This window comes from Hyphomicrobium sp. (assembly GCF_036833075.1).
GTDB lineage: Bacteria > Pseudomonadota > Alphaproteobacteria > Rhizobiales > Hyphomicrobiaceae > Hyphomicrobium_C.
This window is the reverse complement of the sequence record NZ_DAITQL010000058.1, coordinates 1-25,190: the sequence shown is the minus strand read 5'-3', so window position 1 is coordinate 25,190 and position 25,190 is coordinate 1. Positions and strand designations below refer to the sequence as shown.

Here is a 25,190-nt window from a genome sequence, read left to right as displayed (position 1 = left end):
ACCATAACCAGAACGGAGTCTACTTATAAACGAGTACCAATCGGGGGGAGGGTCAAAAGCAGCATGCTTCTGCGCCGACCCAAGGATTTGATTCCGCAACCGGTCTCGGACCAATTCTTCCTTCGGGTGGTTACCAGCCGTCGATTTTGACCCGGCGCGTAAGTCGCGTCTGTTGCGCTGTCGCTGCGGAACGTTGTCCGCATCCGATGATAATCGTCAGATGGTGGCTCTAGGAATCCAAGCTCACCCGACACCCCTCACGTAGTTCGGTCAGCACCACTGGCTCACCCATCAGACGAGTGGGTCGAACACAATCCCGAACCTCCTGCGCGCAGCGGCAAGCAACAGCGAACTTGGTAGCCCACACCAGAGCGGTAGCGTGTGAGGGCGCAGCAAGGTTGCCCAGTACGTACGGATGTCGACCGATTATCAGCAGTATTCATCGCCGCCTCGCATGGTATCGAGATCGTCATCACATATGAGGATTCCGGCAAGTGCGAGCTTACAACGGGCGTCCGGCCTTGCGCCAGCTGATCGCCGACGTTGCCTCCGGCCCGAACGTGTTCGACACGATCCTGGTCTACGACGTATCGAGGTGGGGGGCGCTTCCAGGATACCGACGAGAGTGCGACTGACCTGCCCATTCGTCTTGTCTTGGGCCCGGCGAGAGGGTGCTGCTAGCTGAGGGGCGATCGCAATCACGAGGACACAACCCCATCAACCCATAACACCAATTGGCAATGACCGGATTAAGCTCGCTTTTCGCAACCTGCTAGCCCGATATCGATTAGGCCATGGGCAGCATATGTGACGGTGAGGCGCTTCGCTGCCCTTATCTTGATTGACTTCGTGTGCTTCCTTAAACCGAATGTCTCTTTATGGCCCATCGCTGACGCAGTCGGTTTGACGGTCGGTCCCAGAAGTGGAAGTCGGGCTCCATCAATCAAGCGCGCTGAGCGTCGACGCATGCAGGTCGGCATCGGGGTGAAGAGCGGATGTTGAGCCTCGCTGACTACGACCGCCATTGACCCTTCGGGGCGTACTCAAATTCATCGCTGAGGGTCGTCTCGAAGCCATGAAATCGATCTCGCGGTTTCTCTTTTATATTACAAAAATCCTTGCAATGTTCATTAAATGAACGAGAACCAAGCCGTAACCGCCCTCGCTGCGCTCGCGCACCCGCAGCGCCTTGCCATTTTCCGCTTACTCGTCGTCGAAGGCCCCGCTGGTCTGCCGGCTTCAGAGATTGCCGAGTCTGTGAAGGCGACGCCGACGGGAGCATCGTTTCATCTCAAGGAGCTTGATCGGGCCGGCCTGATTCGCGGCACGCGCGATGGGCGCTTTATCCGCTATGCGGTTCACGTCGAAGGAATGCGCCAGCTTTTAACCTACCTCACCGAGGATTGCTGCCGGGGCAATCCGCAGCTCTGTGGCTCAACAATCAAGAAGGTCCGAAGCGTCTGTAAGTAAGGGAGGTCATCAATGACCGACAAGCCACTTAACGTGCTCTTTCTCTGCACGCACAATTCAGCCCGATCGATCATCGCGGAAGCGATCCTGAACCGCCTCGGAGCCGGACGCTTCAAGGCTTACAGCGCCGGCAGCCAACCGAGCGGCAAGGTGCATCCGTATGCCGTGGATTTGCTGCGGCAGCTCAACTACGACACGTCCTCGCTGCGGTCGAAGTCGTGGGAGGAGTTCACTGCGCCGGATGCGCCGGACCTCGATTTCGTGTTCACGGTCTGCGACAACGCCGCCAACGAAGTTTGCCCGGTGTGGCCCGGTCAGCCGATCAGCGCTCATTGGGGTCTGCCCGATCCGAGCGCGGCGGAGGGCAACGATAGCGAGCGGCATTTCGCCTTTGCCGACACGCATCGCATGCTCTACCAGCGTATCAGCATATTTACGAACCTACCGCTCGCCTCACTCGACAAGCTGTCGCTTCAGAAGCGGCTTGATGACATTGGCCGCAATGCACATCCCTCGCCGGAGATGACCTGATGGCGTCGTCATTCTTCCAGCGGGTGCTGGCAGAATTCACCGGCACAGCCCTGTTGCTCGCGACAGTGATCGGTTCCGGCGTGATGGGCGAGACGCTTTCCGGCGGAAACGTCGGGATTACACTTCTCGCAAACACGCTTGCCACCGGTGCGATACTGGTGGTGTTGATCACCATGCTGGGACCGATTTCCGGCGCTCATTTCAATCCTGCAGTGACGGCTGTATTCGCCGCCCGGGGTGAACTCGATGCGCGCGTGGCAATTGCTTATATCGTCGCGCAATCGGCAGGAGCGGTCGTCGGCGTCCTCGTGGCCCACGCGATGTTCGATCTTTCGATCCTCCAGCTCTCGCACAAGGCCCGTACAGGATGGGGTCAGTCCCTGTCCGAGTGTGTCGCGTCGTTCGGGCTCATCACGACGATCCTGCTGACGTTGCGGGCTCGTGCGGAAGCGGTGGCGACCAACGTCGGCCTCTACATCACCGCCGCGTACTGGTTCACCGCTTCAACATCGTTTGCCAACCCGGCAGTGACGCTCGCGCGTGCCTTTTCCGACACGTTTGCCGGCATAAGACTGGGAGACGTTCCATTATTCATCGCTGCCCAGTTGGCGGGTGCGTTCTGCGCATTGGTATTGGTGCATCTGCTGACAGGTGAGCGGCTCTCAACCGTCTGCCGCTCCGTTCGTTCTGCCGCGGAGTAAACATGGCCATCACGATCTATCACAATCCGGCTTGCGGCACGTCCCGCAACACGCTGGCCATGATCCGCCAAAGCAGAGAGAAACCGCGCGTGATTGAATACCTGATTGCGCCGCCGTCACGGCAAGAGCTCGTGGACCTCGTTCAGGCCATGGGCATTTCGGTGCGCGATCTGTTGCGGCGGAAGGGGACACCGTACGACACGCTTGGCCTCGATGATCCCAATCGGACGGAGGACCAGCTCATCGAATTCATGGTCGCTAATCCGATCCTGATCAATCGGCCGATTGTCGTGACGCCGCTCGGCACACGGCTTTGCCGGCCGTCAGAGGCTGTGCTCGATGTGCTGCCCAATCCCGATATCGGGTCCTTCACCAAGGAGGATGGCGAGGTGGTGCCGACCCGCAAGGCAGCTCGCGCATGACAGCAGACGGAACCGGCAATACCTCCACCAGGCTTCCCAACATCGATCCAGCCTGCTTCCGCGTGCCGGAGGCGCATTTGCTGGACGTCAAATCACCTTCGCAGCACCGTCCTCGCATCCTTCTCCTTTACGGATCGGTGCGGAAACGATCCTACAGCCGCCTGCTCGCTTTCGAAGCGCAGCGTCTCCTTGAAGCATTCGGTGCGGAAACGCGGATCTTTCATCCCGATGGACTCCCGTTGCCGGATGCCGCCCCGGACGACCATACAAAAGTGAAGGAACTGCGCGAGCTGGCGGCGTGGTCGGAAGGCATGGTGTGGTGCTCGCCCGAGCGCCATGGGGCGATGAGCGCCATTCTGAAGGCCCAGATCGACTGGATACCTCTTTCCGTCGGTGCCGTCCGCCCGACGCAAGGAAAGACACTCGCCGTGATGCAAGTCTGCGGCGGCTCTCAGTCTTTTAACGCCGTGAACCAGATGCGCGTATTGGGCCGTTGGATGCGCATGTTCACGATCCCGAACCAGTCATCGGTCGCCAAGGCCTTCAACGAGTTCGACGAGGACGGACGCATGAAGGCGTCAGCCTTCTATGACCGTGTGGTCGACGTCATGGAGGAGCTGGTCAAGATGACGTGGCTGTTGCGCGACCGCGTGCCTTATCTCGTCGACCGCTACAGCGAGCGGAAGGAGAGTGCTGAGGAATTGTCGAAACGCGTGAATCTCGCAAAAGCTGTTCCCGATCAGGAAGACCCATCCTCGTCACCGCAGGCGTGTTGCGGGACCGATTGCTGTGGCTCATCGGTCGCGACAAAGTAGGTCCAGTTTAGCGGCTACAGCGATTTCGCACCAAGGTTCAGAGATGGATCAAAAGTTGGACACGGGCGCTGGCAGCAAGCGGCCGGTATGGACGTTCGTAAGCGGGGCGCTGATTGGTACGCTCGGCGGCCTGATCGGGCTTGGCGGCGCCGAGTTCCGGCTCCCTTTTCTGATCGATGTGTTCCGCTTCGCGGCGCTGGAAGCGGTGATCCTGAACAAGGCCATGAGCCTTGTCGTTGTCGCGTCTGCATTGCCATTCCGCGCGGCGACGGTGCCGTTCTCAGCGATCGCGGCCAACTGGCTCATCATCTTCAACCTGCTCTGCGGAAGCCTGCTGGGGGCTTGGCTCGGTGCAAGTTGGGCGGTGAAGATGAAGCAGGAGCTTCTCTATCGGATCATCGCCGTACTATTGGTTGTGATCGCGCTGGTCCTCCTGTTCGGGCATGACCCGACCGCACCGTCGGGCCCGTCCCTTTCCGGCATACCGCTAGCCGTCGCAGGCGTGGTCGCAGGCTTTGCAATCGGCGTGGTGGCGTCGCTGCTCGGCGTTGCAGGTGGGGAGCTTTTGATCCCAACGCTCGTGCTGCTTTTCGGCGCGGATATCAAACTGGCGGGTAGCTTGTCGCTTGCCGTCAGCCTTCCGACCATGATGGTGGGGTTCGCGCGCTACAGCCGGGATGGAAGCTTCGCGGTCATCGGTCGCAACAAGAGCTTCCTTCTTGTTATGGCGGCTGGTTCTGTGGTGGGCACGTTCATCGGCAGCCTGCTGCTTGGTATCGTGCCTGATGTGGTCTTGCTACCTATGCTTGCGGCGATCCTCATCTTGTCCGCGATCAAGGTTTGGCAGCACCGTTGAGGTTGGCTCAGGGCAAAACGCAGTCTTTGCCGATTTGGCGAATAGTCCCACCAGCGGACATCGGAAAGGCTGTTGACCGAGACACCAGCGGCTTTATCCTCGGCGTCTGATGATTGATGACAAGCAGACACCAGCTATCCTAGGCCTTCTCAGCGATCCAGCCATTTGCCGCCCGCTGACCACAAACCACCCTGCCGATCGCGCTCTGACTATCGAGGTCATACATCATCCCGGAGTGGACAGTGCGTATACCCAGCATTCTCTTAACAGCTAAACTGACTGCCAAAGATCTTCCGTCGGATGAGGCATGCGCCGCCTCGACCTGACAGTGCCCAAGCACCGGCTTCGCCTGCAAGGCAAGCCGCGGCATGACGACTCCATCTGCGGAAATGCGTGAGTAGGTGACGAGCTCCGCCGATCTACTCGGCGGGCGTGGCCTGATTTCACCCGATTTCAGCGAGCCACCTTGCCCGATCATGGGCGGCTGAGGCACCATTCATCATCGAATCAACCACACCTCCAAGCGGCGCGCGGGGCATGAAGAAGAACATCGCTATCCTGATCGGCAATTCGGAATACACGAACTTCGACAACCTCGATTGCTGCCTGAATGACGTTGCGAGCGTTCGTGAGTTGCTCGACCGATGCAAAAAGTTCGACCAGATTTTCGAGTATAAGAACGAGGAAATTGATCGCGTTAAAGATCAATTGCGGGAGCTATCGTCGGAGATAAAGGACGTTGACGAGCTGCTCCTCTATTTTACCGGTCATGGGTATTCCGATGATTCCGACTTCTTCATGTGCTTTAAGGGCTTTTCGTCGGGCGCACCCAATACGACGGGGCTGTCCAGAAACGACCTGCACGACATATTGCGGAGCTTCGACGCTTCGCTTGTTGTCAACATAGTTGACGCCTGCAACGCAGGGCGCAATCTAATAAAATCCGACTACGAACCGCTCACCAAGCGAGCCGATTTCAAAAACTATATTCAGTATTCGGCATGCACGGAAGAGCAGAACGCCTTCGGAGGTGAAACGCTCAGCGTGTTCACTCGCGAGCTTCGCGCGGCATGCGTGAGGAAGACAAGCGGTGTTGTGTATTACACGGATGTTGAAAGCAGCCTGCGAGACGCATTTGTAGGCAATGCCCGGCAAACGCCGCATATCATGAAGCAGGGTACTTTGCAGGAAATATTCTGCGCCGACGCGGCCAATCTCGATACGATCCGTCAGAAAATATCTGCTGAAAGCACGCCGGATGCGGAACCCGCAGTAGAGTTCAGACCGCAAAGTGAATTTGAAGCGGCCTGGGATTACCTCGAGGAGCTTGAGAAACAGATCCCGTCATCGCAGGATGCGCAGAGTTTCATCGAAGCCGTCGCAGAACATGTACTGGACACTAGCCGCATGGAGAGTGAGCTGCGCGGCTTTTTCGAGTGTCGGCTGGCGCGCTACGATGACTACGAGCAGGTTGAGAACAAGAGAGCCGTTGTCAGGCTTCTCGCGGGAAGGCAACGAGATGATACCTTTGTTGGGAGTGGCGTCACGCGGGAAAAGCGCCGGGAGTCGTTCTATGGAGCGCTGACTTCCTACATGTATGCGCCGATCTACGATGAAACAGCCTATCTAGACAACAACTGCCAACTCAAGAACGTGCACGTAAAGCTCTACTTCGAGCCGAAATTCATGAATCTGAAGCGCCCGGTGGCCGAGATAGCATTTCTTCCGTCACTGCGTGAATGTTTGGTGCTGACGACTACAGGCTTTCAGAAGCGTTCGGGATGGGGTTCATTTGACGGTGGGGAAGCAGCGACGCAATGGAAGTGGACGGCATGTGGCTGGAGCGCCGATGCGCGTGAGGTAGCCAAGGGCATCCACGTGGAGCCGCTGGCCATCGTTCGGAGCTATGTTCGCAAGATTGGCGAATCCGTGAAGGGCACGGCGTAAATGGGCAAAGAAAATGCGGCGCAGACTAAGCGGCGGCATCACTACGTGCCTGTAGCCTACCTCAAGGCATTTGCCGCCGAAGACGGGATGCTTACGGTCTATCGTAAGGACAAGCCCGACAAGCCATTCAGAAGCACGCCCGGCAGCACCGCGTTCGAGGACTACTACTATGCCCAACCGCTGCTGGAAGGCGGACGGGACACCAACACTTTGGAAGACCGCTTCTCCGATTTAGAGAGTAAGTGGCCGGCGATCGTTCAGCGGTTGGCCGCGTCTGAGAGCGTCAACGACAGTCTGGAAGACATCTTCTGCTTTCTTGCCTTGCAGCGGGCTCGCGTTCCCGCAGCACGCGACGCGGCAGAGTTCCTACTGGCGGAAGCGGTGATGGCGACGACGCGGAAACTCAAGGCCGAGGGCAAGTTGCCACCGATGCCCGAGGGCCTTGAGAACATTCTCGACCATGTGCAGGTCGCGATTGACCCGCATCAATCGATTCACGCGATGATCCACATCATCAAAGCAATGGGCCTGGTCTTTGATCGGATAGGCCTCGTTGCGGTGCACAACCGAACGGACGTTGATTTTCTGACGAGTGACAACCCGGTGATGTACTTCAACCCGAGCGTCAGTAATGAAGAATTGCGCCCCTACGCGCTGGAGCCGCAGGGCGAGGTCATGCTGATGATGCCGGTGAGCCCCAAGCTCATGATCGCGGGCGCATCTTGGGATAAATCTCGGTTCAGCGCGAACGGGCTTGAATACTCGGAGCTACAGGACGCCAACGATGTGAGCCTCGTGAACGAGAAGATCGTTCGTTTCAGCTATTCGGCGATCTATGCAAGAAGCACACCCGACGAAAAACTCATCCGGTCACATGCGAAGTCGTCGCCGGTGGTACTTGCTAAGCCGTTCGTCAAAGACGGCCAGCATGGTGTCGCGTTTGAGAATATTTTTGGCGAGCGGCGTAGCAAACCGAAATGGAAACGGTAGCGAAGCGGCGCTCACTCGATAAGTTATCTCTCGCGCGGAGGACTTAGACGACCTTGGCTTTGTCCGGCATGTTTGACTTAATTGCTTTGAATAGAGCCTCGGAAGCCCGTACGGCCTGCTCGGTGTCGAGTGAGCAGCCGAGCCATTGAACGTGGCGCTTTCCTACGCACGCCACTTCCAAGGCCTGCCGCCGGACGCCGCTGCTGTTTCGTCCGGGCTTCGCACTTTTTCGCCCTTCATCTGTTGCGTACTCGTCGATGTGCTCGGCAACGTCGCGCATGATCTTCAGGTCTGGCATGGATGCATCAAACGCTTTGATCGCTGTACCGATCGGGACCCTTATCTCCGGCACCTTGGCTGCAAGAACTGCAGCGCGGCGCAACCGAGCGAGAGCGACAATCAAGAACTGGAAGTCGGCCCATCTTCGAAATCTAAACTCACCATCATCGGGTTCTGAGGTCATGAGCCTCCGGCGCTGCAAGGCGACGGTGAAGCAGGCTACGTTGGCTAAGCGGCGCGCGCGCTCATAGGTCGCTTGAGATGACGGCTTCATGCCAGCTCCACGGTTTCGGCTGCCCACAGATTCTATGAAGCTTGACGCGGGAAAGCGTGAGTCTTGAATATTCTCTAGATCGCACGCAACACGCTCATCATCCTAAGCCAACGGAAGACTCGAATGTTTCAGCCAGATGATGGCGAAGCGCAAATATGCGGGAGAATACACGGACGGTGACGCAGCTAGCTGAAAAATACCCAGATGGTAGGGTAACTGGGACGTTCACGCTTGAAGGGGGCACTGATGTATTCGGCGACCGCAAGTTCAATGGGCCTTTGACATCTCTTGAGCTTCGTCATCCCGAATTTTTTGCAACTTGAGGTACGTGACGGGCACGCAGTGGTGTCGCTTCCATTGACATTCTGCCGCCATCTCTACGATCGGTCCGCCGCTTAGCTGCTCAGCCATCCACCACCGCGATTGACAAAGGCATCACGCGCCATTGCTGCCTCAGGCACTACAATGTCCAATACAGGCAAGAGCTGGCGTAGATTGGAGGCCATGAGATCAGCGAATGACTTCATTCCCTTGCGTGCCAGCTCGTCAAAGGACTCGCTTAGCCCCTTGGCGAGAGACTGCGCATGGCGCGTGAAGACGCGTCGCCGCGCCGCGGCACTACTCACGCCAAGCGCTGTCAAAAACTGGTCTAGATCAGAGAGTGTCAGGGCGTCCAATGTTCTGGCGTTGCCGATCTTGAATGCCAACTCGTCAGTCAGATTGGGATCGAGGCGGGTTGGGAGCAGGTCGTAACGTGGCGCGAAGCCGATGCCGTCGAGGGCCGTGTGGAGGATGGCAAAATTCTTGGCATGATTGTCGACGTTGCCAGTCATGAGATCAAAAAAGGTCGCGCGGATGAAGCGGTCCCGAGCGTCGATGGGATTGGCGGTCGCATCGAGGACCCTGCGAATCCCTGCCACGTCGAAGCGGCGCTCCTTGGTCCCTTTGCGCTCATATTTGAGTGCCGCCGGTAGACCTAGCGCCTGTGCAAAGTCCTCTTGGTGCAATCGGACAATGCGTCCCTGCCCGTCGAGCGCGCGATCGAACCGCCGCACCAGCAAAGCTTCTATTCCGCCGATGTCAACGACAAGCGCATCTGATGTTTCACAGTCCAGCGCCCGAGACAGATCAAGGGTCGCGGATTCGTAGGCGGCGTCTCGCGGGTGATCCCGGTCCGGAACTTTTAAGATATGTGTCGTGGGTGCACCTGACCCCGGCAGCGGCTCCGCAAATCGCCCATCGGGCAATCGGGTGAGCGCAATCTTGCTTTGGACACCTGCAAGTGGAGATGGGTCAGTTGTTCCCTCGGGGAGGCGTCGTCGATCCCGCAGCGCCGTGACGATGCCGATCAGCTTGCTCTCGCTCAGAGGCCTGTAATCAGCCGCAGGGTTACCGGGCACCTTTACGGGCGGCGCGCCGGCTGGGAGCACCGACAAAGCCCCGGCGCAATCCTTGCCGAGATGCAGCAGAAGACCAGCCACATCGTCCCGGCTCAGGCCTTCTCGTGCCATCACCTCGGTGAGGGCACCGTCCCGCTCCTGGAGCAGGTTGTCGAAGAAGGCCCGTGCCGCGACATCCCCGTAAGGCTCGTCGGTTAGCGGCAATGACAACGACAAGGGCAACGCATCTGATCGGGCCAAATGCGCCGCTGTGTAGACGAATGCGAGCGCGCCTTGCTGATCGCGTACGAGAGCGCCGGCGGGCTCGGCGAAGCCGTCGAGGCGCACGTCAAGCGTCAGCTCTGTCATCGGCGCCGCGCCGACACATCGATGCCAGTGGCGGAGACCACTTGCAGGACCTTGTCAAACTCGAGGGTCGTCTTGCCGTTCTCGAGCTCGGAGATGAAACGTCGCCCGACGCCAACAAGATCAGCGAACTCCTGCTGCGACAGCTTTCGGCTTTCGCGCTCCTTTCGAATAAGCTGGCCAAGATCGCGCGCGGACGTGACGACCACCGAGGATCCCGTGTTATCGCTCCCCTTGGTTGGTGGAGGCGGAAGGGTAGATCGAGACACGACGAGCGGGGGAGAAGATGCCGCTGCGGCTACTCGCGCCATCTCCTGCGCCGTTTTGGGGCCCACCAATTGCTCGTTTCCGATAGCTGCCATCTCGCGCGTTTGCCTGAGAAGCTCCTCAACATGGGGCAGCTGCAAAGTCGCGCGCACCTGCTCGCCTACTTCCTGATTGGCAGATACGGCGGACCTGATCTCCGGGGTGTTGATGAGGTCCGATAGTTTCAGTGCCGGCTGAATGCGATCGACGAGGGCATGGGCGTCCTCGCTAAGCGGGACGCGCACGGCTAGGCGCATCCTATCTGTCTTTTGCTTCTTCCTGTAAGGCGGTCTAGGCATCATCTGCTCCCGTACGGGAACATAAGCTAGAAATCTTAGCCAGTCAAGGACTCTTGCTCCCGATCGGGAGCGCCGAGATAAAATTGGTCCCGTACGGGATCATGTATGGAAATTTCTAGGCGTTTACACAGCAATGCTCCCGTACGGGAGCACAGATGTCTTCAGTTATGCATATGGAGATCCAGTTCAGCATGGTTGTAGCTGGGATCATTCAGCCTTGAAAAACCAGAATAAAATCGCGGGGTTCGAGTCCCCCACGGTGCGCACTGCATAAGCATTTGAAATGCTTGCAAAAATACGTGGCGCCCCGTAGGGGACTCGAACCCCTGTTACCAACGTGAGAGGCTGGTGTCCTAGGCCACTAGACGAACGGGGCTGCTCTCCGAAGGACGCCACCTATAGGAGAGGCGGCGCGCCCGATCAAGCGCGATCTTTCCCCGAATGGCCTCATCGGCGCCAAGGCGTCGCACCGGGCACGCCCGCCCGTGTCCCGTCGGCCGCACCGAGGCGCCCCGTTGCCCGAAGGGGTGGCGGGCGCTAGGTCATGACCTGGATGATCCCGAACGAACGACGAAAATCCGCCCGAATGAACACTCTCCCGACACCGACGGCGAGCGAGGATGCCGAGCGCGACGCGATCGAGGACGCGCCGGCTGCCCCCGCAAACGGCGTTCACGCGCTTGAGGTCACCGACGCCGATGCCGGGCAGCGACTGGACCGCTTCCTCGCCACGCGCCTCGCCGGCCTGAGCCGCGCCCGCATCCAGGCTCTGATCCGCAGCGGCAACGTCGAGGGCGAGGCCAGTATTCTGGCCGACGCCGCAACGCGCGTGGCCCCGGGGCAGCGGATACGCATCACCATCCCGCCGCCCACGGCGGCCGAGCCCGCCGGAGAGCCGCTCCCGCTCGCGATCGTCCATGAGGACAAGCACCTGATCGTCATCGACAAGCCCGCCGGGCTTGTCGTGCATCCGGCCGCCGGCCATGCGCAAGGCACCCTCGTCAATGCGCTAATCGCCCACTGCGGCGAAGAGCTGTCGGGCATCGGAGGCGTCAAGCGCCCCGGCATCGTGCATCGGCTCGACAAGGACACCTCAGGGCTTCTGGTGGTTGCGAAAACCGATGCGGCCCATCAGGGGCTGGCGGAGCAGTTCGCTTCCCACGGCGCCGACGGCCGGCTCACGCGCACCTATGAAGCCTTCGTCTGGGGCGTGCCACCGCGCCCGTCGGGCATCATCGACGCCAGTATCGGCCGCAGCCCGACCAACCGGACACGCATGGCGGTCGTGCGCAGCCCACATGGCCGCCGTGCGGCCACGCATTTCGAGGTGTTGGAGTCCTTTGCAGGACCCGACGGAAAGCCCCTGGCGTCGCGTCTCCGCCTTGCGCTCGAGACCGGGCGCACGCATCAGATCCGCGTCCATCTCGCCCACATCGGTCATCCGGTGATGGGGGATCCCGCCTACGGTGCCGGCTTCAAGTCGAGCACGCGGCGTCTGACGGAACGCGCCGCGCGAGCGCTCGACAGCCTGGCCCGGCAGGCACTGCACGCACTGGAGCTGGGGTTCGAGCACCCGGTCACCGGTCGCTCGCTTCGCTTCACAAGTCCGCGACCGTCCGATATCCAGGCGCTTTACGAGGCCCTGAAACCGTTGCCGGACACGCGAAAACGCCCCAAGACAAAGCCCAACGTTTCCAAACGGTAATTAGCTGCCCCGCCGGATTCGGTTGTAGGATCGCGTTAAGACCACAGGCATTGAAACCGCCGAGCGATCCAAGCGTTGAGCAACGACGTAATAGGTGAAGTCAGTGCCGAGATCGGTCGGGTGGACGAGGTGTCCATCCGGAGGGATCGAAGTGAATCTGAAGCGGAAGCGTGCGTTTGAGGATCGCGAAAGCAACCTCGTCAGGCAATCGCCTCGTCAAACGATCACATGGGGAGCGTCGACTGGCCGGTCAAGTCCGGACCAGAGCGTTTGAAGGACATGGCAGCGAAATCCGTTCCGACCATAGCCGGTGGATCCGGCGGGCTCTCTCGCTATCTCGAGGAGATCCGGCGCTTTCCGATGCTGGAGCCGAACCAGGAATACATGCTCGCCAAGCGTTGGCGCGAGCATGGTGACCCGGACGCGGCGCAGGAGCTGATCACATCGCATCTGCGTCTCGTGGCGCGCATCGCCATGGGCTACCGCGGCTATGGCCTGCCGATCGGCGAGGTCATCTCGGAAGGCAACGTCGGCCTGATGCAGGCCGTGAAGCGCTTCGAGCCCGATCGCGGCTTCCGCCTCGCAACCTATGCCATGTGGTGGATCCGCGCCTCGATCCAGGAGTACATCCTGCGCTCGTGGAGCCTCGTGAAGATGGGCACCACCGCCGCGCAGAAGAAGCTCTTCTTCAACCTGCGCCGCGCCAAGAGCCAGCTTCAGGCGCTCGAGGAGGGCGACCTCAAGCCCGAGCACGTGAAGTCGATCGCCCGGAAGTTCGGCGTGTCGGAGGAGGATGTCGTCTCGATGAACCGCCGCCTCGGCGGCGATGCGTCGCTGAACGCGCCGGTGCGGGCCGATTCCGAGTCGGGCGAATGGCAGGACTGGCTGGTGGACGACGCGCCGGACCAGGAGGAGCAGCTCGTCGAGAGCCAGGAGCTGGGGCGGCGCAAGTCCTACCTGAGCGATGCGCTGGCCACCCTCAACGAGCGGGAGCGGCGGATCTTCGAGGCGCGCCGTCTTGTAGACGATCCGATCACGCTCGAGCAGTTGTCCACCGAGTTCGGCGTCTCGCGCGAGCGCATTCGCCAGATCGAGGTTCGCGCCTTCGAGAAGGTGCAGAAGGCCGTGCAGAACGCGGCGCGGCTGGAGACGGGCGACGTCGCCTGAGCGGGCGAAAAGAAGAAACCACGAAGGGGCCGGGCCTGACCCGGCCGCTTCAGTGGAGCTTCAGCCACTCCCGCGCGCCCTTCTGGGCCGCCGCGATCTCTTTTTTCGTCATCTCACGCGAGAGCTCGACCCGGTAGGCCTTGGCGTCCTCGTTGCCGCGTAGCGCTGCGAGATTGAACCACTTGTGCGCCTCGACGAGATCGATCTCCACATCGCGCCCCGAGCAGTACATGAGGCCGAGCTGGAAAAGTGCGTCCGCCCCGCCTCCCTGTGCCGAGACGCCGAAGACGTCGCCGGCCGAAAAATCAAATCGTGCCATCCCTGTTCACCTCTGGCCATTCGTTCATCGGACCCGAACCCGCACGGAACCCGCCGGAAGCGGCGGCAGAACGGGGGATCCCGACGAAAACGATAGGCCGTCCTCTCATGAGAAGCGGTAAACTAGGGAACAGGCGCTTTGCCAAAATGCGGTTGTCCGCCGCCCCGTTTCGGACCAAACGGATGACTTCCGGCCACGCGAAAATCCAACCTTAACGATTGCGGAAACCACCCGCTAACCATCCTTCGAGATTGCCGAAGGATACCGGGGCGGCGCCCTCATTTGAGCGCCGTCGACAGCCCCCGCTGGACGGCTTCCCGCGCGGAGATCCGCTCGACCCACGCCTTGATATTCCGGAAATCGTCGAGCACCTGGCCCTGCCGCTCCCATGAGAGCACCCAGGGATAGGCCGCGATGTCCGCGATCGAGTAGGCCCCGGCGATAAAGCTGCGCCCCTTGAGCCGCTTGTCGAGCACGCCGTAGAGCCGCGTCGTCTCCTTCGTATAGCGCGCGATACCGTAGGGAACCTTCTCCGTCGCGTAGATCCGGAAATGATGAGCCTGCCCGGCCATCGGCCCGAGCCCGCCGACCTGCCAGAACAGCCATTCGTCCACCTCGACGCGGGCGCGCTCGGTGCGCGGATAGAGCTTGCGCGTCTTGCGGCCGAGGTACTGCAGGATCGCCCCGCTCTCGAAGACCGAGATCGGCTCCCCGCCGGGCCCGTCCGGATCGACGATGGCCGGCATTCTGTTGTTGGGCGAGATCTTGAGGAACTTGGGCTTGAACTGGTCGCCCTTGGTGATGTCGACCGGCTTCACGCGGTAGGGGAGCCCGCACTCTTCCAGCATGATGCGGATCTTGTGCCCGTTGGGGGTCGGCCAGAAGTAGAAGTCAATCGGCTGTTGCGTCATGCGTGGCCTCCTGAGGTCCGGTCAGGCTCAAATCGTCAGCACCGTCGAGCCGGTCGTGCGGCGCGCTTCGAGGGCCGCATGCGCCACGGCCGCCTCGCTCAGCAGATACGTCTGGTTGATGGTGATTTTGACGGCACCGCTCTCGACCATGCGGAAAAGATCGGCGGCCGTCTCCGCCAACTCGGCATGCGTCGCGGTGTACGCCATGAGCGAGGGTCGCGTCGCGAACAGCGAGCCCTTGAGCAGCGTCAGATCGAACGGCGGCACCGGCCCCGACGCATTGCCGAAGCTCACCCACAGGCCCCGCAGCTTGAGGCAGTCGAGCGAGCCGCGGTACGTATCCTTGCCGACGCTGTCGTAGACGACGTCGCAACCTCTCCCGTCGGTCATCTCCCGGACGCGCGCCACGAAATCCTCGCGCGAGGTGACGATGACGTGCGCCGCCCCGTGCGCCCTAGCGAGCTCCGCCTTCTCGTCCGAGCTCACGGTCCCGATCAGCGTTGCGCCGAGCGCCCGCGCCCATTGGCAGGCGATGAGGCCCACGCCACCCGCCGCCGCATGGAAAAGCAGCGTCGTCTCCGGCCCGACCTTATAGGTTTCGCGCAAGAGATAACGGACCGTCATGCCTTGCAGCATCATCGCCGCCGCCGTCTCGTACGATATCCCTTGGGGCAGCTTCACCAGCCGGTCCGCCGCGATCAGCCGCTCCTCCGCATAACCGCCGAGCACGCCCGCGTAGGCAACGCGGTCGCCGACCGAGAGCGATGTTACCCCGGGGCCGAGCGCGACCACATCGCCCGCGCCCTCCATTCCGATGACGGCCGGCAGCGCGGCGAGCGGATAGAGCCCGGTGCGATGGTACACGTCGATGTAGTTGAGGCCGGCGGCACGCTGTTTGATTCGCACCTCTCCCGGCCCGGGCGATCCGACCTCGATTTCGTCCCACCGGAGACACTCCGGGCCGCCGGGGACATGCACGCGCACGCCATGCACCATTGCGAGCAACTCCATGAAAAGGAATTGGATATCGATATTACGATACGCGATCCCGCCGCGATTGGAGCACACCGGCTCCACGTGAGCGCCTTGACCCCGCCACGGCTGGCTTCTATTGGCTCCCATCGGGGATAACAAGAGGCCGCGAGATGAGCGTGCGACACGCCGCAGCGAGTGCGGCGAACCTGGCCTTGGTCGCCGGCTTGCTGGGCCTCAGCGGATGCCTTGGAGCGTGTGCCATCGGCACCGCGCCCGAGATCGGAACGCGCGCCGGGCTCGGCTGCGTGGACGACAGCTCCGAATGCGTCCAGCGGCGTCAGGCAACCCTGCGCAGCATGGTGGACGACAAGTCCCGGAGCTGGGTGCACGAAACCCCGACCCCGGAAGCCTACGCATCGGGCGTGCGCCTGTTCGCTTTCAAGACGAAAAAGAAAGAGCTGACCTGCGACGAGCTGAAACGCGGCAGGCTCGAGGCGGACACCGCGAGAACGAGCCTCGCCAGCATCGGCACCAAGCTGACCCCGGCGCAGATGTCGCGCAGCATCATGCTCGCCGGCGAGGTCGGCCGCGAGTTGCAGACCGAGTTCAATCGCCGTTGCAAGACCGGCTGAGGCTGGCCACACTGCCCCGCCCTGCCCGGCAGGCCTCGCAGCCCGCCGACCGGCAGCGAATGAGCCGGCCGCGCCCGCAACCCTTCTCACGGAGACACCTGTCCGGATGGCCCTTGAAGCAGTCGTCGAAACCGTCGTGGCGTTCGTCCGGGAGCACGAGAGCTGGGCGGGTCCGGTCGCATTCCTCGTCGCGTTCGGCGAAAGCTTCTGCTTCCTCTCGCTGATCATCCCGGGGACCGCCATCCTGGTCGGCATTGCCGCCCTGCTCGCCGCCAGCGGCGTCGACGCGAGCATCCTCGTCCCCGCGATCCTATGGGCCGGCTTCGGCGGCGCGCTCGGCTATGCGGTCTCCTTCTGGATCGGCCGTTACTTCAAGGACAGCGTCCATAAGATCTGGCCGTTCACCACGCGTCCGCACCTGATCTCCCAAGCGCAGGAGTTCTTCGAGACCTACGGCGCCTTCGGCGTGTTCCTCGGACATTTCTTCGGCCCCGTGCGCGCGGTAATCCCCGTCGTCGCCGGCATGTTCCGGATGCGGGAGATCCCGTTCCAGATCGCCAACCTCCTCTCCGCTTTCATCTGGGCCACCGGCGTGATCGGCCCCTCCTTCTATCTCGTCACCTTCAAGGACGAGGTGATCGCCTTCCTCGCCGCGCACCAATACACGGTGGCGGCCGTGCTGTTCCTCCTGGCCGTGGCCAACAGCATCCCGCGCCCGGTGCTGTTCGTTCCGACGGTGCTGCTCGTGCTCGCGTTCGGGTCGCTGATGGTGGTCGGCAACGGCAACATCCCGCTGATCCTGCTCGCCGTCGCGGCCGGCGCTTTCGTGGGCGACGTCTATGCCTACTACAAGGGCATCACGCACAAAGAGGACCGCGCGCGCGTCTGGCCGTTCTGCGCCACTCAGAAGCAGCATGCCGACGCACGCGCCTTCGTCGAGAGGCACGGCGCCGTGAGCCTCATCCTGAGCAAGTTCCAGGGCTTCAACCGCGGCCTGGTCCCGCTGGAGACCGGTTCCCTCGAGCGCCCGATGCTGCCGTTCGTCGGCATGAGCGCGATCTCCGCCGTGCTCTGGTCGCTGGCGCTCATCCTGCCCGCTATCGTCGTCGGCACGCTCGTTGCGCGAGCCTGAGTGAGCGTGCGGGAACACGCCGGCACGGCACCGCGATCACGGCCAAAGAGCCGCCATGCGACGGGCGGCAGAACCGGGCAGCCTGCGACAGGGTGGCGCGGCACGGGAGGCACGCCACCCGGCCGGCGGATGCCCGGCCGATCGGGCCCCGGCCCGGCTTGCCTCAGGGCCCGAGATCGCTTAGACGGGGCGTTTGAGATCGCCGCCAGGGCCCGGCGCCCGGCTATTCAAAGGATTTTCCCGCATGACCGCCCGCCATCACCGCAAGGTCGAGATCCAGAAGAAGAAGGCCCGCCGCGCCATCCCGCGCAAGAAGGTGACCCGCATCCAGGGCAACACCGCCGGGGCCAGGAAGCGCCTGAAGAAGCTGGCCGGCAAGGCCCGCACCGCCAAGGCCTCGGCCTGAGGCACCCTTCCTCGGCCTGAGGCTGTCGCTGGCGTTCCTCGGGATCGGAACGCCCACCGACCGTTCGAGGCTTCGCCCTCGCGTCAACCGCTCCCCATCGGGAGAGGTCGAGTTGGTGCGCTAACGCTACCGCGAGCGCCGGAACACGGCCACCGCCTCCACGTGCGCCGAATAGAGGAACTGGTCGATCGGCGTCACCGGCCCCATCCGGTAGCCGCCGTCGATGAGCGCCCGCGCGTCCCTGGCGAGCGTCGCCGGGTTGCATGAGACGGCGATCACGAGCGGCACCTTCGATTTCGCGATCCGCTCCGCCTGCTCCGCCGCGCCCGCCCGTGGCGGATCGAAGACGACCGCATCGAACGCGTTGAGCTCGCGCGCCGAAAGCGGTTCACGGAAGAGATCGCGCACGACGGCCGTCACCGGCTTCAGCCCCTGCGCATGGCGCACGGCCCGCGAGAGCGCCGCGATCGCCCGCCGGTCGCTGTCGTAGGCCGCAACCGAGACCCGCCGCGAGATCGGCAGCGTCAGCGTCCCGACGCCCGAGAAGAGATCGGCGACCGTCCGCGCCGACCGCGGCAGCGCCCCGACGCAGAGGTCGGCCAGCAGCCGCTCGGCCTCGGGCACCGCCTGCAGGAAGAGCCCCGGCTCGATCTCGACCGCGACCCCGCCGATGGTGACGACCGGCGTTCCCGCCGCCACGATCACCTCGCCGCCGACCGCGAGGCGCGCGAGCTTGAGCGTCTGCGCCAGCGCGGCGACCTCGGCCCGCTCGTGCGGCGAGAGATCCCGGCGCCCGTTGTCGAACGACACGTCGAGCCCGCGGTCGAGCCGCGTCACGACGAGACGCCCGCCCGCGCGATCCGCCATCACGCGCCGCGCCATGTCCCGCAGCCCTGGCACCGCGGCGACGATCAGCGGATCGAGCACCGGGCATTCGGCGAGATCCACGAGCGCATGCCGTCCCTCCTCGCGGAAGCCGATGACGACATCGGCGCCGCGCCGCTCGACGCCGAGGAACGCCCGCCGGCGCGAAGCCGCCGCCACGGTCGCGAGCGGCGCCACCTCGGCGGCGATGCCGCGATAGCGAAACGCCTCGGCCACGAGCCCCCGTTTCCAGTCGCGGTAGAGCGCCGGCGACATGTGTTGGGCGAGGCACCCCCCGCACGCGCCGAAATGCCGGCAGACGGGGGCCACGCGCTCGGCACTGTCGCTCAGCCGCTCGAAGGCATCCCCGCGCACCTGCCACCGCTCGCCGGGCAACGCGAACGGCACGAAGACGGCGCAGCCCGCGCACGTCGCCACGCCGTCGCCTTTCGCGCCGAGGCGCTCGATGATGATGTCCGTATCGTCATCCATCGAGGACCGCTCCGAGCAGGAACTCACGGTTGCCCGATCCGCCCTCGATCGGCGAAGGGATCACGCCCGTGACGCGCCATCCGGGCAAGCCGCCGATCCAGGTCGCGATCTTTTCGGCCTGCGCATCGCGCACCGCGGCATCGCGCACGATCCCGCCCTTGCCGACCGCATCGCGCCCGGCCTCGAACTGCGGCTTGACGAGGGCGACCAGCCAGCAGCCGGGGGCGGCAAGGGCCAGCGCCGCCGGCAGCGCCTTCTCGAGAGAAATGAAGCTCACGTCAGCCACGATCGCATCGACACGCTCCGGGATCTCGCGCGCCGAAAGCGTCCGCGCGTCCCGCCCCTCGAGCGAGGTCACGCGTGCGTCCCGCACGAGGCCCGGGTGCAACTGCCCATGTCCGACATCGACCGCAAAGACGTGCCTGGCCCCGCGCCGCAGCAGCACCTCCGTGAAGCCGCCCGTCGAGGCCCCGACATCGAGCGCCACGCGGTCCTGCGGATCGAACCGGAACACCTCGAGCGCCGCCGCGAGCTTGAGCGCGCCGCGCGACACGTAGTCGGGCGATTCCGCGAGCGCGATGGGCGCGTCCTCGGCCACCTGCACACCCGGCTTGAGTGCGACGGCCCCGTCCACGCGGACCGCCCCGCGCACGATCAGGTCGCGGGCGCGCGAGCGCGTGGCCACGAGCCCCCTGAGCAGAAGCGCTTTGTCGAGCCGGAGGCTCATGTCCCGATCCTCGCGAACCTTATCGCCGCGACTGGCGTTGCCATAAAGGGGAGCTATATACGTGTGGCCGTGTTCTCGTGCAGCAACGGTTATTCAGCTCCTACGGAGATCTTTGATGTTGAACCCAGACCGCCGAAGCTTCCTCCGCGCCGCCGGTGCCGCGACCCTCCTGACCGCCGTCTCGAGCGGAGGCATCGGCCGGGCCTTCGCCGCCGACCCCGCTCCCACCGGGCCGTTTACGCTGCCCGACCTTCCCTATAAGCCCGACGCGCTCGAGCCGCACATCGACGCCACCACCATGGGGCTGCATCACGGAAAGCACCACCAAGCCTATGTCAACAACCTGAACAAAGCCCTCGCCGACCACGGCGAGCTGGCAAAGCTGCCGCTCGAGGAGCTGCTGGCGAAGCTCGACGAGGTGCCGGACGCCATCCGCACCGCGGTCCGCAACAACGGCGGCGGCCACGCCAACCACTCCATGTTCTGGCAGATCATGGGCGCCCCAGGCGGCCCGGGCCCCGAGGGCGAGCTGAAAGCTGCCATCGACAGCGATCTCGGCGGTCTCGAGAAGCTGCAGACGGACTTCAACGCCGCAGGCGGCAAGGTCTTCGGCTCCGGCTGGGTGTTCGTCACCGTCGATGCGAACGGCAAGCTGGCGCTGGTCTCGAAGCCCAACCAGGATACGCCGGTCATGGAGGGCAAGCGCGTCCTCTTCGGCAACGACGTCTGGGAGCACGCCTATTACCTGAAATACCAGAACAGGCGCCCGGACTATCTCAAGGCGTGGTGGAACGTCGTCAACTGGAAGGCCATCGGCGAACGCTACGCGGCGGCGAAGGCGGGAACCCTGAAGATTTAACCTAGAGCGTTTCAAGCGAAGTGGAATCCACTTCGCGTTAAGAAAACGCGTCAAACCAGAAACATAGAGCCTCGCCTCTGATCCTATCAGAGGCGGGGCTCTATGTCGTCCCGATCCGGCGGAGGCGTGCCGCGCTGATCGGATCGCTGCCGCTCCCTCCCCCTTTACCGGGGGAGGGACACCGGCGCCCGGAAGATCGGCGCGCTCAGTCCGTCACCGCATACTTTCCTGGCCCGTTGGCCGCGAGCAGCAGAAGACCGCCCGCCACCCCCAGGTTCTTCATAAAATTGATGAGCTGTCCCTGGCCGCCGTCGCCCGACCATCCGGTATGGAACACGAGGGCGGTGACGATGCAGAAGCCGGCCAGTGCGAGGGCCGCCCAGCGCGAGAAGAGCCCGAGCAGGATGGCAATGCCGCCGCCGAGCTCCACGAGAATGGCCAGCGGAAGCAGGGCTCCGGGCAATCCATAGGCCTCCATGTATCCGGCCGAGCTGGCGTAGCCCGTGATCTTCTCGAACCCGAACAGGATGAACAGGGAGGCAATGAGGAGGCGGGCGACGAGGCTCGCAAGATCATGGTTGAGCGGCATGGGGACCCTCATGGAATGAGCCTCTCCGATGGAGAGGTTCGAGTGCCGCCAGTCTACCCACTTCGTCACATCCGGTCACCGGCCGAGACCTCGATCGAGACAGAAAGAGCAGCTTGCCTTAATCAGTCGCGTGACCCCGAGGGCGAGCGCCCGAGGGCCTAGTCCACGATTGCGATACGGAGGCCCCCTTGCCGAGTTTCGGCTCAACGAGCGCTTTTGCTCCCATCGTGCTCCTGTCCCTGTCGAACGTCTTCATGACGTTCGCCTGGTACGGCCATCTCAAGTACAAGACCACCGCGCTCTGGATCGCCATCCTTGTGAGCTGGGGCATCGCCTTCTTCGAGTACTGCCTTGCCGTTCCCGCCAACCGGCTCGGCTCCTCGGTCTATACGACCGCCGAATTGAAGACGATCCAGGAGGTGATCACGCTCACGGTCTTCGCAGGCTTCTCGATCCTCTATTTGAAGGAGCCATTGACCATCAATCACCTGATGGGCTTTGCGCTCATCGTCGCCGGGGCCTATTTCATTTTCAAAGGCCCGCTGTGAGTTTGCCCCGATGGACCGCCTGAGCACCGCCATCGCCCGGATCGACGCCGCCAACGGCGCCGATCCGCACCGCATCCCGCTCGACGGAGCGGACGTTCCGGCTGAGCTCGCCTACGGGCAACGCATGTCGGCGATGCTCGCGCGCGTCTACCCGGAGACGTCCGAAGCCCTCCAGCTCGCCGCACGCGCCCAGCACATTCGCCGCTGGGAAGTGCCGCGGTCGAGCTATCCCATGGATCGCGGCGGCTATCTGCGCTGGCGCAAGGAGCTTGGCCGTAAGCACGCCGAATGGGCCGGCGAGATCCTCGCCGCCTGCGGATACGGCGAAGAAGAAATCGCCCGTGTCGGATCCTTGCTTCGCAAGGAGAACCTGCGCCGCGACCCCGAGACGCAAGCCCTTGAGGACGTCGCTGCCCTCGTTTTCCTGGCCCACTACGCTGAAGATTTCGCCGCCAAGCATCCGCCCGAAAAGGTCGTGAGCATCCTCGCCAAGACCCTGGCCAAGATGTCCGAGCACGGCAAGCGGGCCGCCACAACGCTCGACCTCCCGCCCGCGATCCTGAGCGCGCTCAAAACGGCAGCCGCCGAGGCGTGCGATCCATGAGCTCCACTCAGCCCCTGGTGGTCGTACTCGCGAGTCACGGCGACCGCGGCGGCGCCTTCCCCAACGCCGCCCTCGAGGCCCAGGCCGGCGCCGTTCGCGCGCTGACGGGTCTCCCTGTCCTGACCGGAATGCTGAAGGGCAAGCCCACGATCGAGGAGGCCGTGACGAACGCGGCAGCATCGGGCGCGTCCCGCATCGCCGTCTATCCGCTATTCATGGCCGACGGCTACTTCGTGCAGAAGGTGCGCGAACGCGTCCTTGCGGCGGGCACAACACCCGAACCATTGATCCTGACACCGCTTGGCCTTGACCCGGGATTGCCTGACATCCTCGTGCAAGAGGCTGAGGCTGTGGCGCCCCGTAGGGGATTCGAACCCCTGAAATCGCGGCTCCTCATCGTCGGCCACGGCTCAAAGCTCGGGCCTGCGTCCGCCACCGCCACACGCAAGGCCGCCGCACGCGTGGCCCTCGCCCGCCGCTTCGCGAGCGTCACGACAGCGTTCCTCGAAGAAGAACCGTTCGTCGAGGACGCACTCCGCACGAGCACCGTCCCGACCATCGTCGCCGGCTTCTTCTTCGGCGACGGCCTGCACGCGGCCGAGGACGTTCCCGACGCCATCACCGAAACCGGCGCCAATGCGATCTACACCGGCGCCATCGGCAACAGCCCTGCCGTCGCGCCCCTCATCGCCGCCACGCTGACGGCAGCCATCAACCGCCGAGACGGTTCAGGACATCCCGGATGAAGGCGCTCTTTGCCGCCCGATAGACGTCCATCGGACTGCCGTCGTGCTGGTGCTTGAGCGTGTTATAGCGCGCGACAAGCTCTGAATTCTGCCCGAGCGCATCGACAAAGAGATGAAAGCAATCGTCCTCGCCACCCACAACCGTAAGCTGGATGCCGAGGTGCGGCGACGTCGCATCATCCTCGAATGACGAAAAGGCGTCCGTGCGCTTCGAGCCGGCATTCCGCACGAACCGCCCCGCCAAGGCCGCATCCGCCGCAACAAAGTCCTCGGCCGCAATCCTGACAACGATATCGAGATCGCCCTTTGTCAGGCAGCCCGGCACGGCCGTCGCGCCGACATGACGGATGTCCGCGGAGGCCGGCAAAATCCTCGCAAGCTCGGGCGAGATGCGCGCAAAAAGCCGCTCTGCATCCGCCCGCGCCTGAGCATGGTCCGCATGCAGCGCGAAATCGGGCTCGGATGGCATGTCGGTCCGGGTCACCGAAACGGCACCTCAAACAAAAACGGCGGCGAGGATCTCGCCGCCGTCGTTGATCTGATCGCGCGCGCTACTCCCGCCGGCGGCGCTCTCCGCGGCCGCCCTCGCGCTCGCGGCGCGGCGGACGCTCGGCAGAGAACTGCTCCTCGGGCTCGCCCTCGGCGCGCGGGATCTCCTGGCCGGTCGCCTGGTCGATGATCTTCATCGAGAGGCGCACCTTGCCGCGGTCGTCGAAGCCCAGGAGCTTCACGTAGACCTCCTGGCCCTCCTTCACGACCTCGCCCACCGTCTGCGGACGGCCCTGGGTGAGCTGCGAGATGTGCACGAGGCCGTCCTTGGCACCGAAGAAGTTCACGAACGCGCCGAACTCCATGATCTTGACGACCTTGCCCTTGTAGATCTGGCCGACCTCGGGCTCGGACGTGATGCCCTTGATGCGCGCCAGCGCCTTCTCGATGCTCTCGCGGCTGGCGGAGGCGATCTTCACCGTGCCGTCGTCGTCGATGTCGATCTTGGCGCCGGACTCGGCCACGATCTCGCGGATCACCGAGCCGCCCGAGCCGATCACCTCGCGGATCTTGTCGGTCGGGATCTTGATCGTCTCGATGCGCGGCGCGTACTCGCCGAGCTCTTCGCGAGCCCCCGTCAGCGCCTTGGCCATCTCGCCAAGGATATGCAGCCGGCCCCTGTGCGCCTGCTCGACGGCGACCTTCATGATCTCCTCGGTGATACCGGTGATCTTGATGTCCATCTGCAGCGCGGTGACGCCGTTGGCGGTGCCGGCCACCTTGAAGTCCATGTCGCCGAGGTGGTCCTCGTCACCGAGGATGTCCGACAGCACGGCAAAGTCATCGCCTTCCTTGATCAGGCCCATGGCGATGCCTGCGACCGGCGACTTCAGCGGAACGCCGGCATCCATGAGCGCCAACGACGTGCCGCACACCGTCGCCATCGACGACGAGCCGTTGCTCTCGGTGATCTCCGAGACGACGCGCAGGGTGTAGGGGAACTCGTCCGGCTTCGGGAGCTGCGGACGGATGGCGCGCCAGGCGAGCTTGCCGTGGCCGATCTCGCGCCGGCCGGGCGAACCCATGCGGCCAGTTTCACCCACGGAGTAGGGCGGGAAGTTGTAGTGGAGCAGGAAGCGCTCCTTCTTCGTGCCCTCGAGGCTGTCGACGTACTGCTCGTCCTCGCCGGTGCCGAGCGTCGCCACCACCAGCGCCTGCGTCTCGCCGCGCGTGAACAGCGCCGAGCCGTGCGTGCGCGGCAGCACGTGAACCTCGGACAGGATCGGACGCACGGTCTCGAGGTCGCGCCCGTCGATGCGCCGCTTCGTCTTGAGGACGTCGCCGCGCATGATGTCCATTTCGAGCGCCTTGAAGGCGTCCGTCAGCAGCA

Annotated in this window: 28 protein-coding genes and 1 tRNA gene; 17 read left to right on the top strand and 12 right to left on the bottom strand. The window is 63.3% G+C overall.

Features of this window, described 5'->3' with window-relative positions; genetic code table 11:
- Positions 1 to 1,134: 1,134 nt before the first annotated feature.
- From V7082_RS15450 to V7082_RS15415, 8 genes are all read left to right on the top strand, one after another.
- Positions 1,135 to 1,470 (top strand): ArsR/SmtB family transcription factor, encoded by a 336-nt coding sequence (locus V7082_RS15450; protein ID WP_334150052.1) that lies wholly within the window; start codon positions 1,135 to 1,137, stop codon positions 1,468 to 1,470.
- 12 nt (positions 1,471 to 1,482) lie between these two features.
- Complete coding sequence (locus V7082_RS15445) at positions 1,483 to 2,001, top strand: arsenate reductase ArsC (protein WP_334150050.1); 519 nt, start codon at positions 1,483 to 1,485, stop codon at positions 1,999 to 2,001.
- Positions 2,001 to 2,702 (top strand): MIP/aquaporin family protein, encoded by a 702-nt coding sequence (locus V7082_RS15440; protein ID WP_334150048.1) that lies wholly within the window; start codon positions 2,001 to 2,003, stop codon positions 2,700 to 2,702. The genes V7082_RS15445 and V7082_RS15440 overlap by 1 nt, the downstream gene beginning before the upstream one ends.
- A 2-nt stretch (positions 2,703 to 2,704) precedes the next feature.
- Positions 2,705 to 3,124, top strand: coding sequence for an arsenate reductase (glutaredoxin) (gene arsC / locus V7082_RS15435; protein WP_334150046.1), 420 nt, complete (start codon positions 2,705 to 2,707; stop codon positions 3,122 to 3,124).
- Positions 3,121 to 3,939, top strand: a complete 819-nt coding sequence (arsH, locus tag V7082_RS15430; protein ID WP_334150044.1) for an arsenical resistance protein ArsH — start codon at positions 3,121 to 3,123, stop codon at positions 3,937 to 3,939. Before arsC ends, arsH begins: the two co-directional genes overlap by 4 nt.
- Before the next feature lie 43 nt (positions 3,940 to 3,982).
- Complete coding sequence (locus tag V7082_RS15425; RefSeq protein WP_334150042.1) at positions 3,983 to 4,795, top strand: sulfite exporter TauE/SafE family protein; 813 nt, start codon at positions 3,983 to 3,985, stop codon at positions 4,793 to 4,795.
- Positions 4,796 to 5,332: 537 nt separating this feature from the next.
- Positions 5,333 to 6,742, top strand: a complete 1,410-nt coding sequence (locus V7082_RS15420; protein ID WP_334150040.1) for a caspase family protein — start codon at positions 5,333 to 5,335, stop codon at positions 6,740 to 6,742.
- The gene (locus tag V7082_RS15415) at positions 6,743 to 7,732 is read left to right on the top strand and encodes a DUF4238 domain-containing protein (protein WP_334150038.1); all 990 of its coding nucleotides are present in this window, start codon (positions 6,743 to 6,745) and stop codon (positions 7,730 to 7,732) included.
- A gap of 43 nt (positions 7,733 to 7,775) precedes the next feature.
- On the opposite strand, the gene V7082_RS15410 is transcribed toward V7082_RS15415, so the two are convergent.
- The 4 genes from V7082_RS15410 to V7082_RS15395 all read right to left on the bottom strand — a co-directional run bounded on the left by V7082_RS15410 (position 7,776) and on the right by V7082_RS15395 (position 11,011).
- Positions 7,776 to 8,285 (bottom strand): hypothetical protein, encoded by a 510-nt coding sequence (locus tag V7082_RS15410; RefSeq protein WP_334150036.1) that lies wholly within the window; start codon positions 8,283 to 8,285, stop codon positions 7,776 to 7,778.
- Between the two features lie 395 nt (positions 8,286 to 8,680).
- Positions 8,681 to 10,033, bottom strand: a complete 1,353-nt coding sequence (locus V7082_RS15405) for a HipA domain-containing protein (protein ID WP_334150034.1) — start codon at positions 10,031 to 10,033, stop codon at positions 8,681 to 8,683.
- Positions 10,030 to 10,581 carry a helix-turn-helix transcriptional regulator gene (locus tag V7082_RS15400; RefSeq protein WP_334150032.1) on the bottom strand — a complete coding sequence of 184 codons (552 nt, stop codon included), beginning with the start codon at positions 10,579 to 10,581 and terminating at the stop codon, positions 10,030 to 10,032. Before V7082_RS15400 ends, V7082_RS15405 begins: the two co-directional genes overlap by 4 nt.
- Before the next feature lie 354 nt (positions 10,582 to 10,935).
- Positions 10,936 to 11,011: transfer RNA gene (locus tag V7082_RS15395), tRNA-Glu, on the bottom strand.
- A gap of 210 nt (positions 11,012 to 11,221) precedes the next feature.
- Here V7082_RS15395 and V7082_RS15390 point away from each other — a divergent pair.
- Positions 11,222 to 12,340: an RluA family pseudouridine synthase gene (locus tag V7082_RS15390; RefSeq protein ID WP_334150030.1), complete on the top strand. Its 1,119-nt coding sequence runs from the start codon at positions 11,222 to 11,224 to the stop codon at positions 12,338 to 12,340.
- Between the two features lie 279 nt (positions 12,341 to 12,619).
- Complete coding sequence (gene rpoH / locus V7082_RS15385; RefSeq protein WP_334150028.1) at positions 12,620 to 13,507, top strand: RNA polymerase sigma factor RpoH; 888 nt, start codon at positions 12,620 to 12,622, stop codon at positions 13,505 to 13,507.
- A gap of 49 nt (positions 13,508 to 13,556) precedes the next feature.
- Here the strand turns inward: rpoH and V7082_RS15380 are convergent, their stop codons facing one another.
- From V7082_RS15380 to V7082_RS15370, 3 genes are all read right to left on the bottom strand, one after another.
- Positions 13,557 to 13,826, bottom strand: coding sequence for a hypothetical protein (locus tag V7082_RS15380; RefSeq protein ID WP_334150026.1), 270 nt, complete (start codon positions 13,824 to 13,826; stop codon positions 13,557 to 13,559).
- 278 nt (positions 13,827 to 14,104) lie between these two features.
- Complete coding sequence (locus tag V7082_RS15375; RefSeq protein WP_334150023.1) at positions 14,105 to 14,737, bottom strand: glutathione S-transferase N-terminal domain-containing protein; 633 nt, start codon at positions 14,735 to 14,737, stop codon at positions 14,105 to 14,107.
- 27 nt (positions 14,738 to 14,764) lie between these two features.
- Positions 14,765 to 15,733, bottom strand: coding sequence for a quinone oxidoreductase family protein (locus V7082_RS15370; protein WP_334150054.1), 969 nt, complete (start codon positions 15,731 to 15,733; stop codon positions 14,765 to 14,767).
- A 149-nt stretch (positions 15,734 to 15,882) separates the two neighbouring features.
- On the opposite strand from V7082_RS15370, the gene V7082_RS15365 reads away from it, so the two are divergent.
- The 3 genes from V7082_RS15365 to V7082_RS15355 all read left to right on the top strand — a co-directional run bounded on the left by V7082_RS15365 (position 15,883) and on the right by V7082_RS15355 (position 17,882).
- Positions 15,883 to 16,344 carry a hypothetical protein gene (locus tag V7082_RS15365; RefSeq protein WP_334150022.1) on the top strand — a complete coding sequence of 154 codons (462 nt, stop codon included), beginning with the start codon at positions 15,883 to 15,885 and terminating at the stop codon, positions 16,342 to 16,344.
- Between the two features lie 106 nt (positions 16,345 to 16,450).
- Positions 16,451 to 17,476 carry a DedA family protein gene (locus V7082_RS15360; RefSeq protein ID WP_334150020.1) on the top strand — a complete coding sequence of 342 codons (1,026 nt, stop codon included), beginning with the start codon at positions 16,451 to 16,453 and terminating at the stop codon, positions 17,474 to 17,476.
- A gap of 244 nt (positions 17,477 to 17,720) precedes the next feature.
- On the top strand, positions 17,721 to 17,882 hold the full coding sequence (locus V7082_RS15355; protein WP_334150017.1) for a hypothetical protein: 162 nt from the start codon (positions 17,721 to 17,723) through the stop codon (positions 17,880 to 17,882).
- A 126-nt stretch (positions 17,883 to 18,008) separates the two neighbouring features.
- Here V7082_RS15355 and V7082_RS15350 read toward each other — a convergent pair whose 3' ends face one another.
- Positions 18,009 to 19,238 (bottom strand): class I SAM-dependent RNA methyltransferase, encoded by a 1,230-nt coding sequence (locus V7082_RS15350; RefSeq protein WP_334150015.1) that lies wholly within the window; start codon positions 19,236 to 19,238, stop codon positions 18,009 to 18,011.
- The gene (locus V7082_RS15345; RefSeq protein ID WP_334150013.1) at positions 19,231 to 19,965 is read right to left on the bottom strand and encodes a TlyA family RNA methyltransferase; all 735 of its coding nucleotides are present in this window, start codon (positions 19,963 to 19,965) and stop codon (positions 19,231 to 19,233) included. The genes V7082_RS15350 and V7082_RS15345 overlap by 8 nt, the downstream gene beginning before the upstream one ends.
- Positions 19,966 to 20,080: 115 nt before the next feature.
- Here V7082_RS15345 and V7082_RS15340 point away from each other — a divergent pair, with 115 nt between their 5' ends.
- A complete protein-coding gene (locus V7082_RS15340) occupies positions 20,081 to 20,824 on the top strand; it encodes a superoxide dismutase (protein ID WP_334150011.1) in 744 nt (247 codons plus the stop codon).
- Positions 20,825 to 21,029: 205 nt separating this feature from the next.
- On the opposite strand, the gene V7082_RS15335 is transcribed toward V7082_RS15340, so the two are convergent.
- Positions 21,030 to 21,413, bottom strand: a complete 384-nt coding sequence (locus V7082_RS15335) for a DoxX family protein (RefSeq protein ID WP_334150009.1) — start codon at positions 21,411 to 21,413, stop codon at positions 21,030 to 21,032.
- A 188-nt stretch (positions 21,414 to 21,601) separates the two neighbouring features.
- Here V7082_RS15335 and V7082_RS15330 point away from each other — a divergent pair, with 188 nt between their 5' ends.
- From V7082_RS15330 to V7082_RS15320, 3 genes are read left to right on the top strand one after another with little or no spacing between them, the layout of a single operon-like run.
- Entirely contained in the window at positions 21,602 to 21,961 is a 360-nt protein-coding gene (locus V7082_RS15330) for a DMT family protein (RefSeq protein ID WP_334150007.1), read from the top strand.
- A 10-nt stretch (positions 21,962 to 21,971) separates the two neighbouring features.
- On the top strand, positions 21,972 to 22,565 hold the full coding sequence (locus V7082_RS15325) for a DUF4202 domain-containing protein (RefSeq protein ID WP_334150006.1): 594 nt from the start codon (positions 21,972 to 21,974) through the stop codon (positions 22,563 to 22,565).
- A complete protein-coding gene (locus V7082_RS15320) occupies positions 22,562 to 23,311 on the top strand; it encodes a sirohydrochlorin chelatase (RefSeq protein ID WP_334150004.1) in 750 nt (249 codons plus the stop codon). Before V7082_RS15325 ends, V7082_RS15320 begins: the two co-directional genes overlap by 4 nt.
- Here V7082_RS15320 and V7082_RS15315 read toward each other — a convergent pair.
- A complete protein-coding gene (locus tag V7082_RS15315; protein ID WP_334150002.1) occupies positions 23,277 to 23,795 on the bottom strand; it encodes a GrpB family protein in 519 nt (172 codons plus the stop codon). The genes V7082_RS15320 and V7082_RS15315 overlap by 35 nt on opposite strands.
- Before the next feature lie 67 nt (positions 23,796 to 23,862).
- On the bottom strand, positions 23,863 to 25,190 hold a 1,328-nt coding region (gene pnp, locus V7082_RS15310; protein ID WP_334150000.1), incomplete at its 5' end, for a polyribonucleotide nucleotidyltransferase.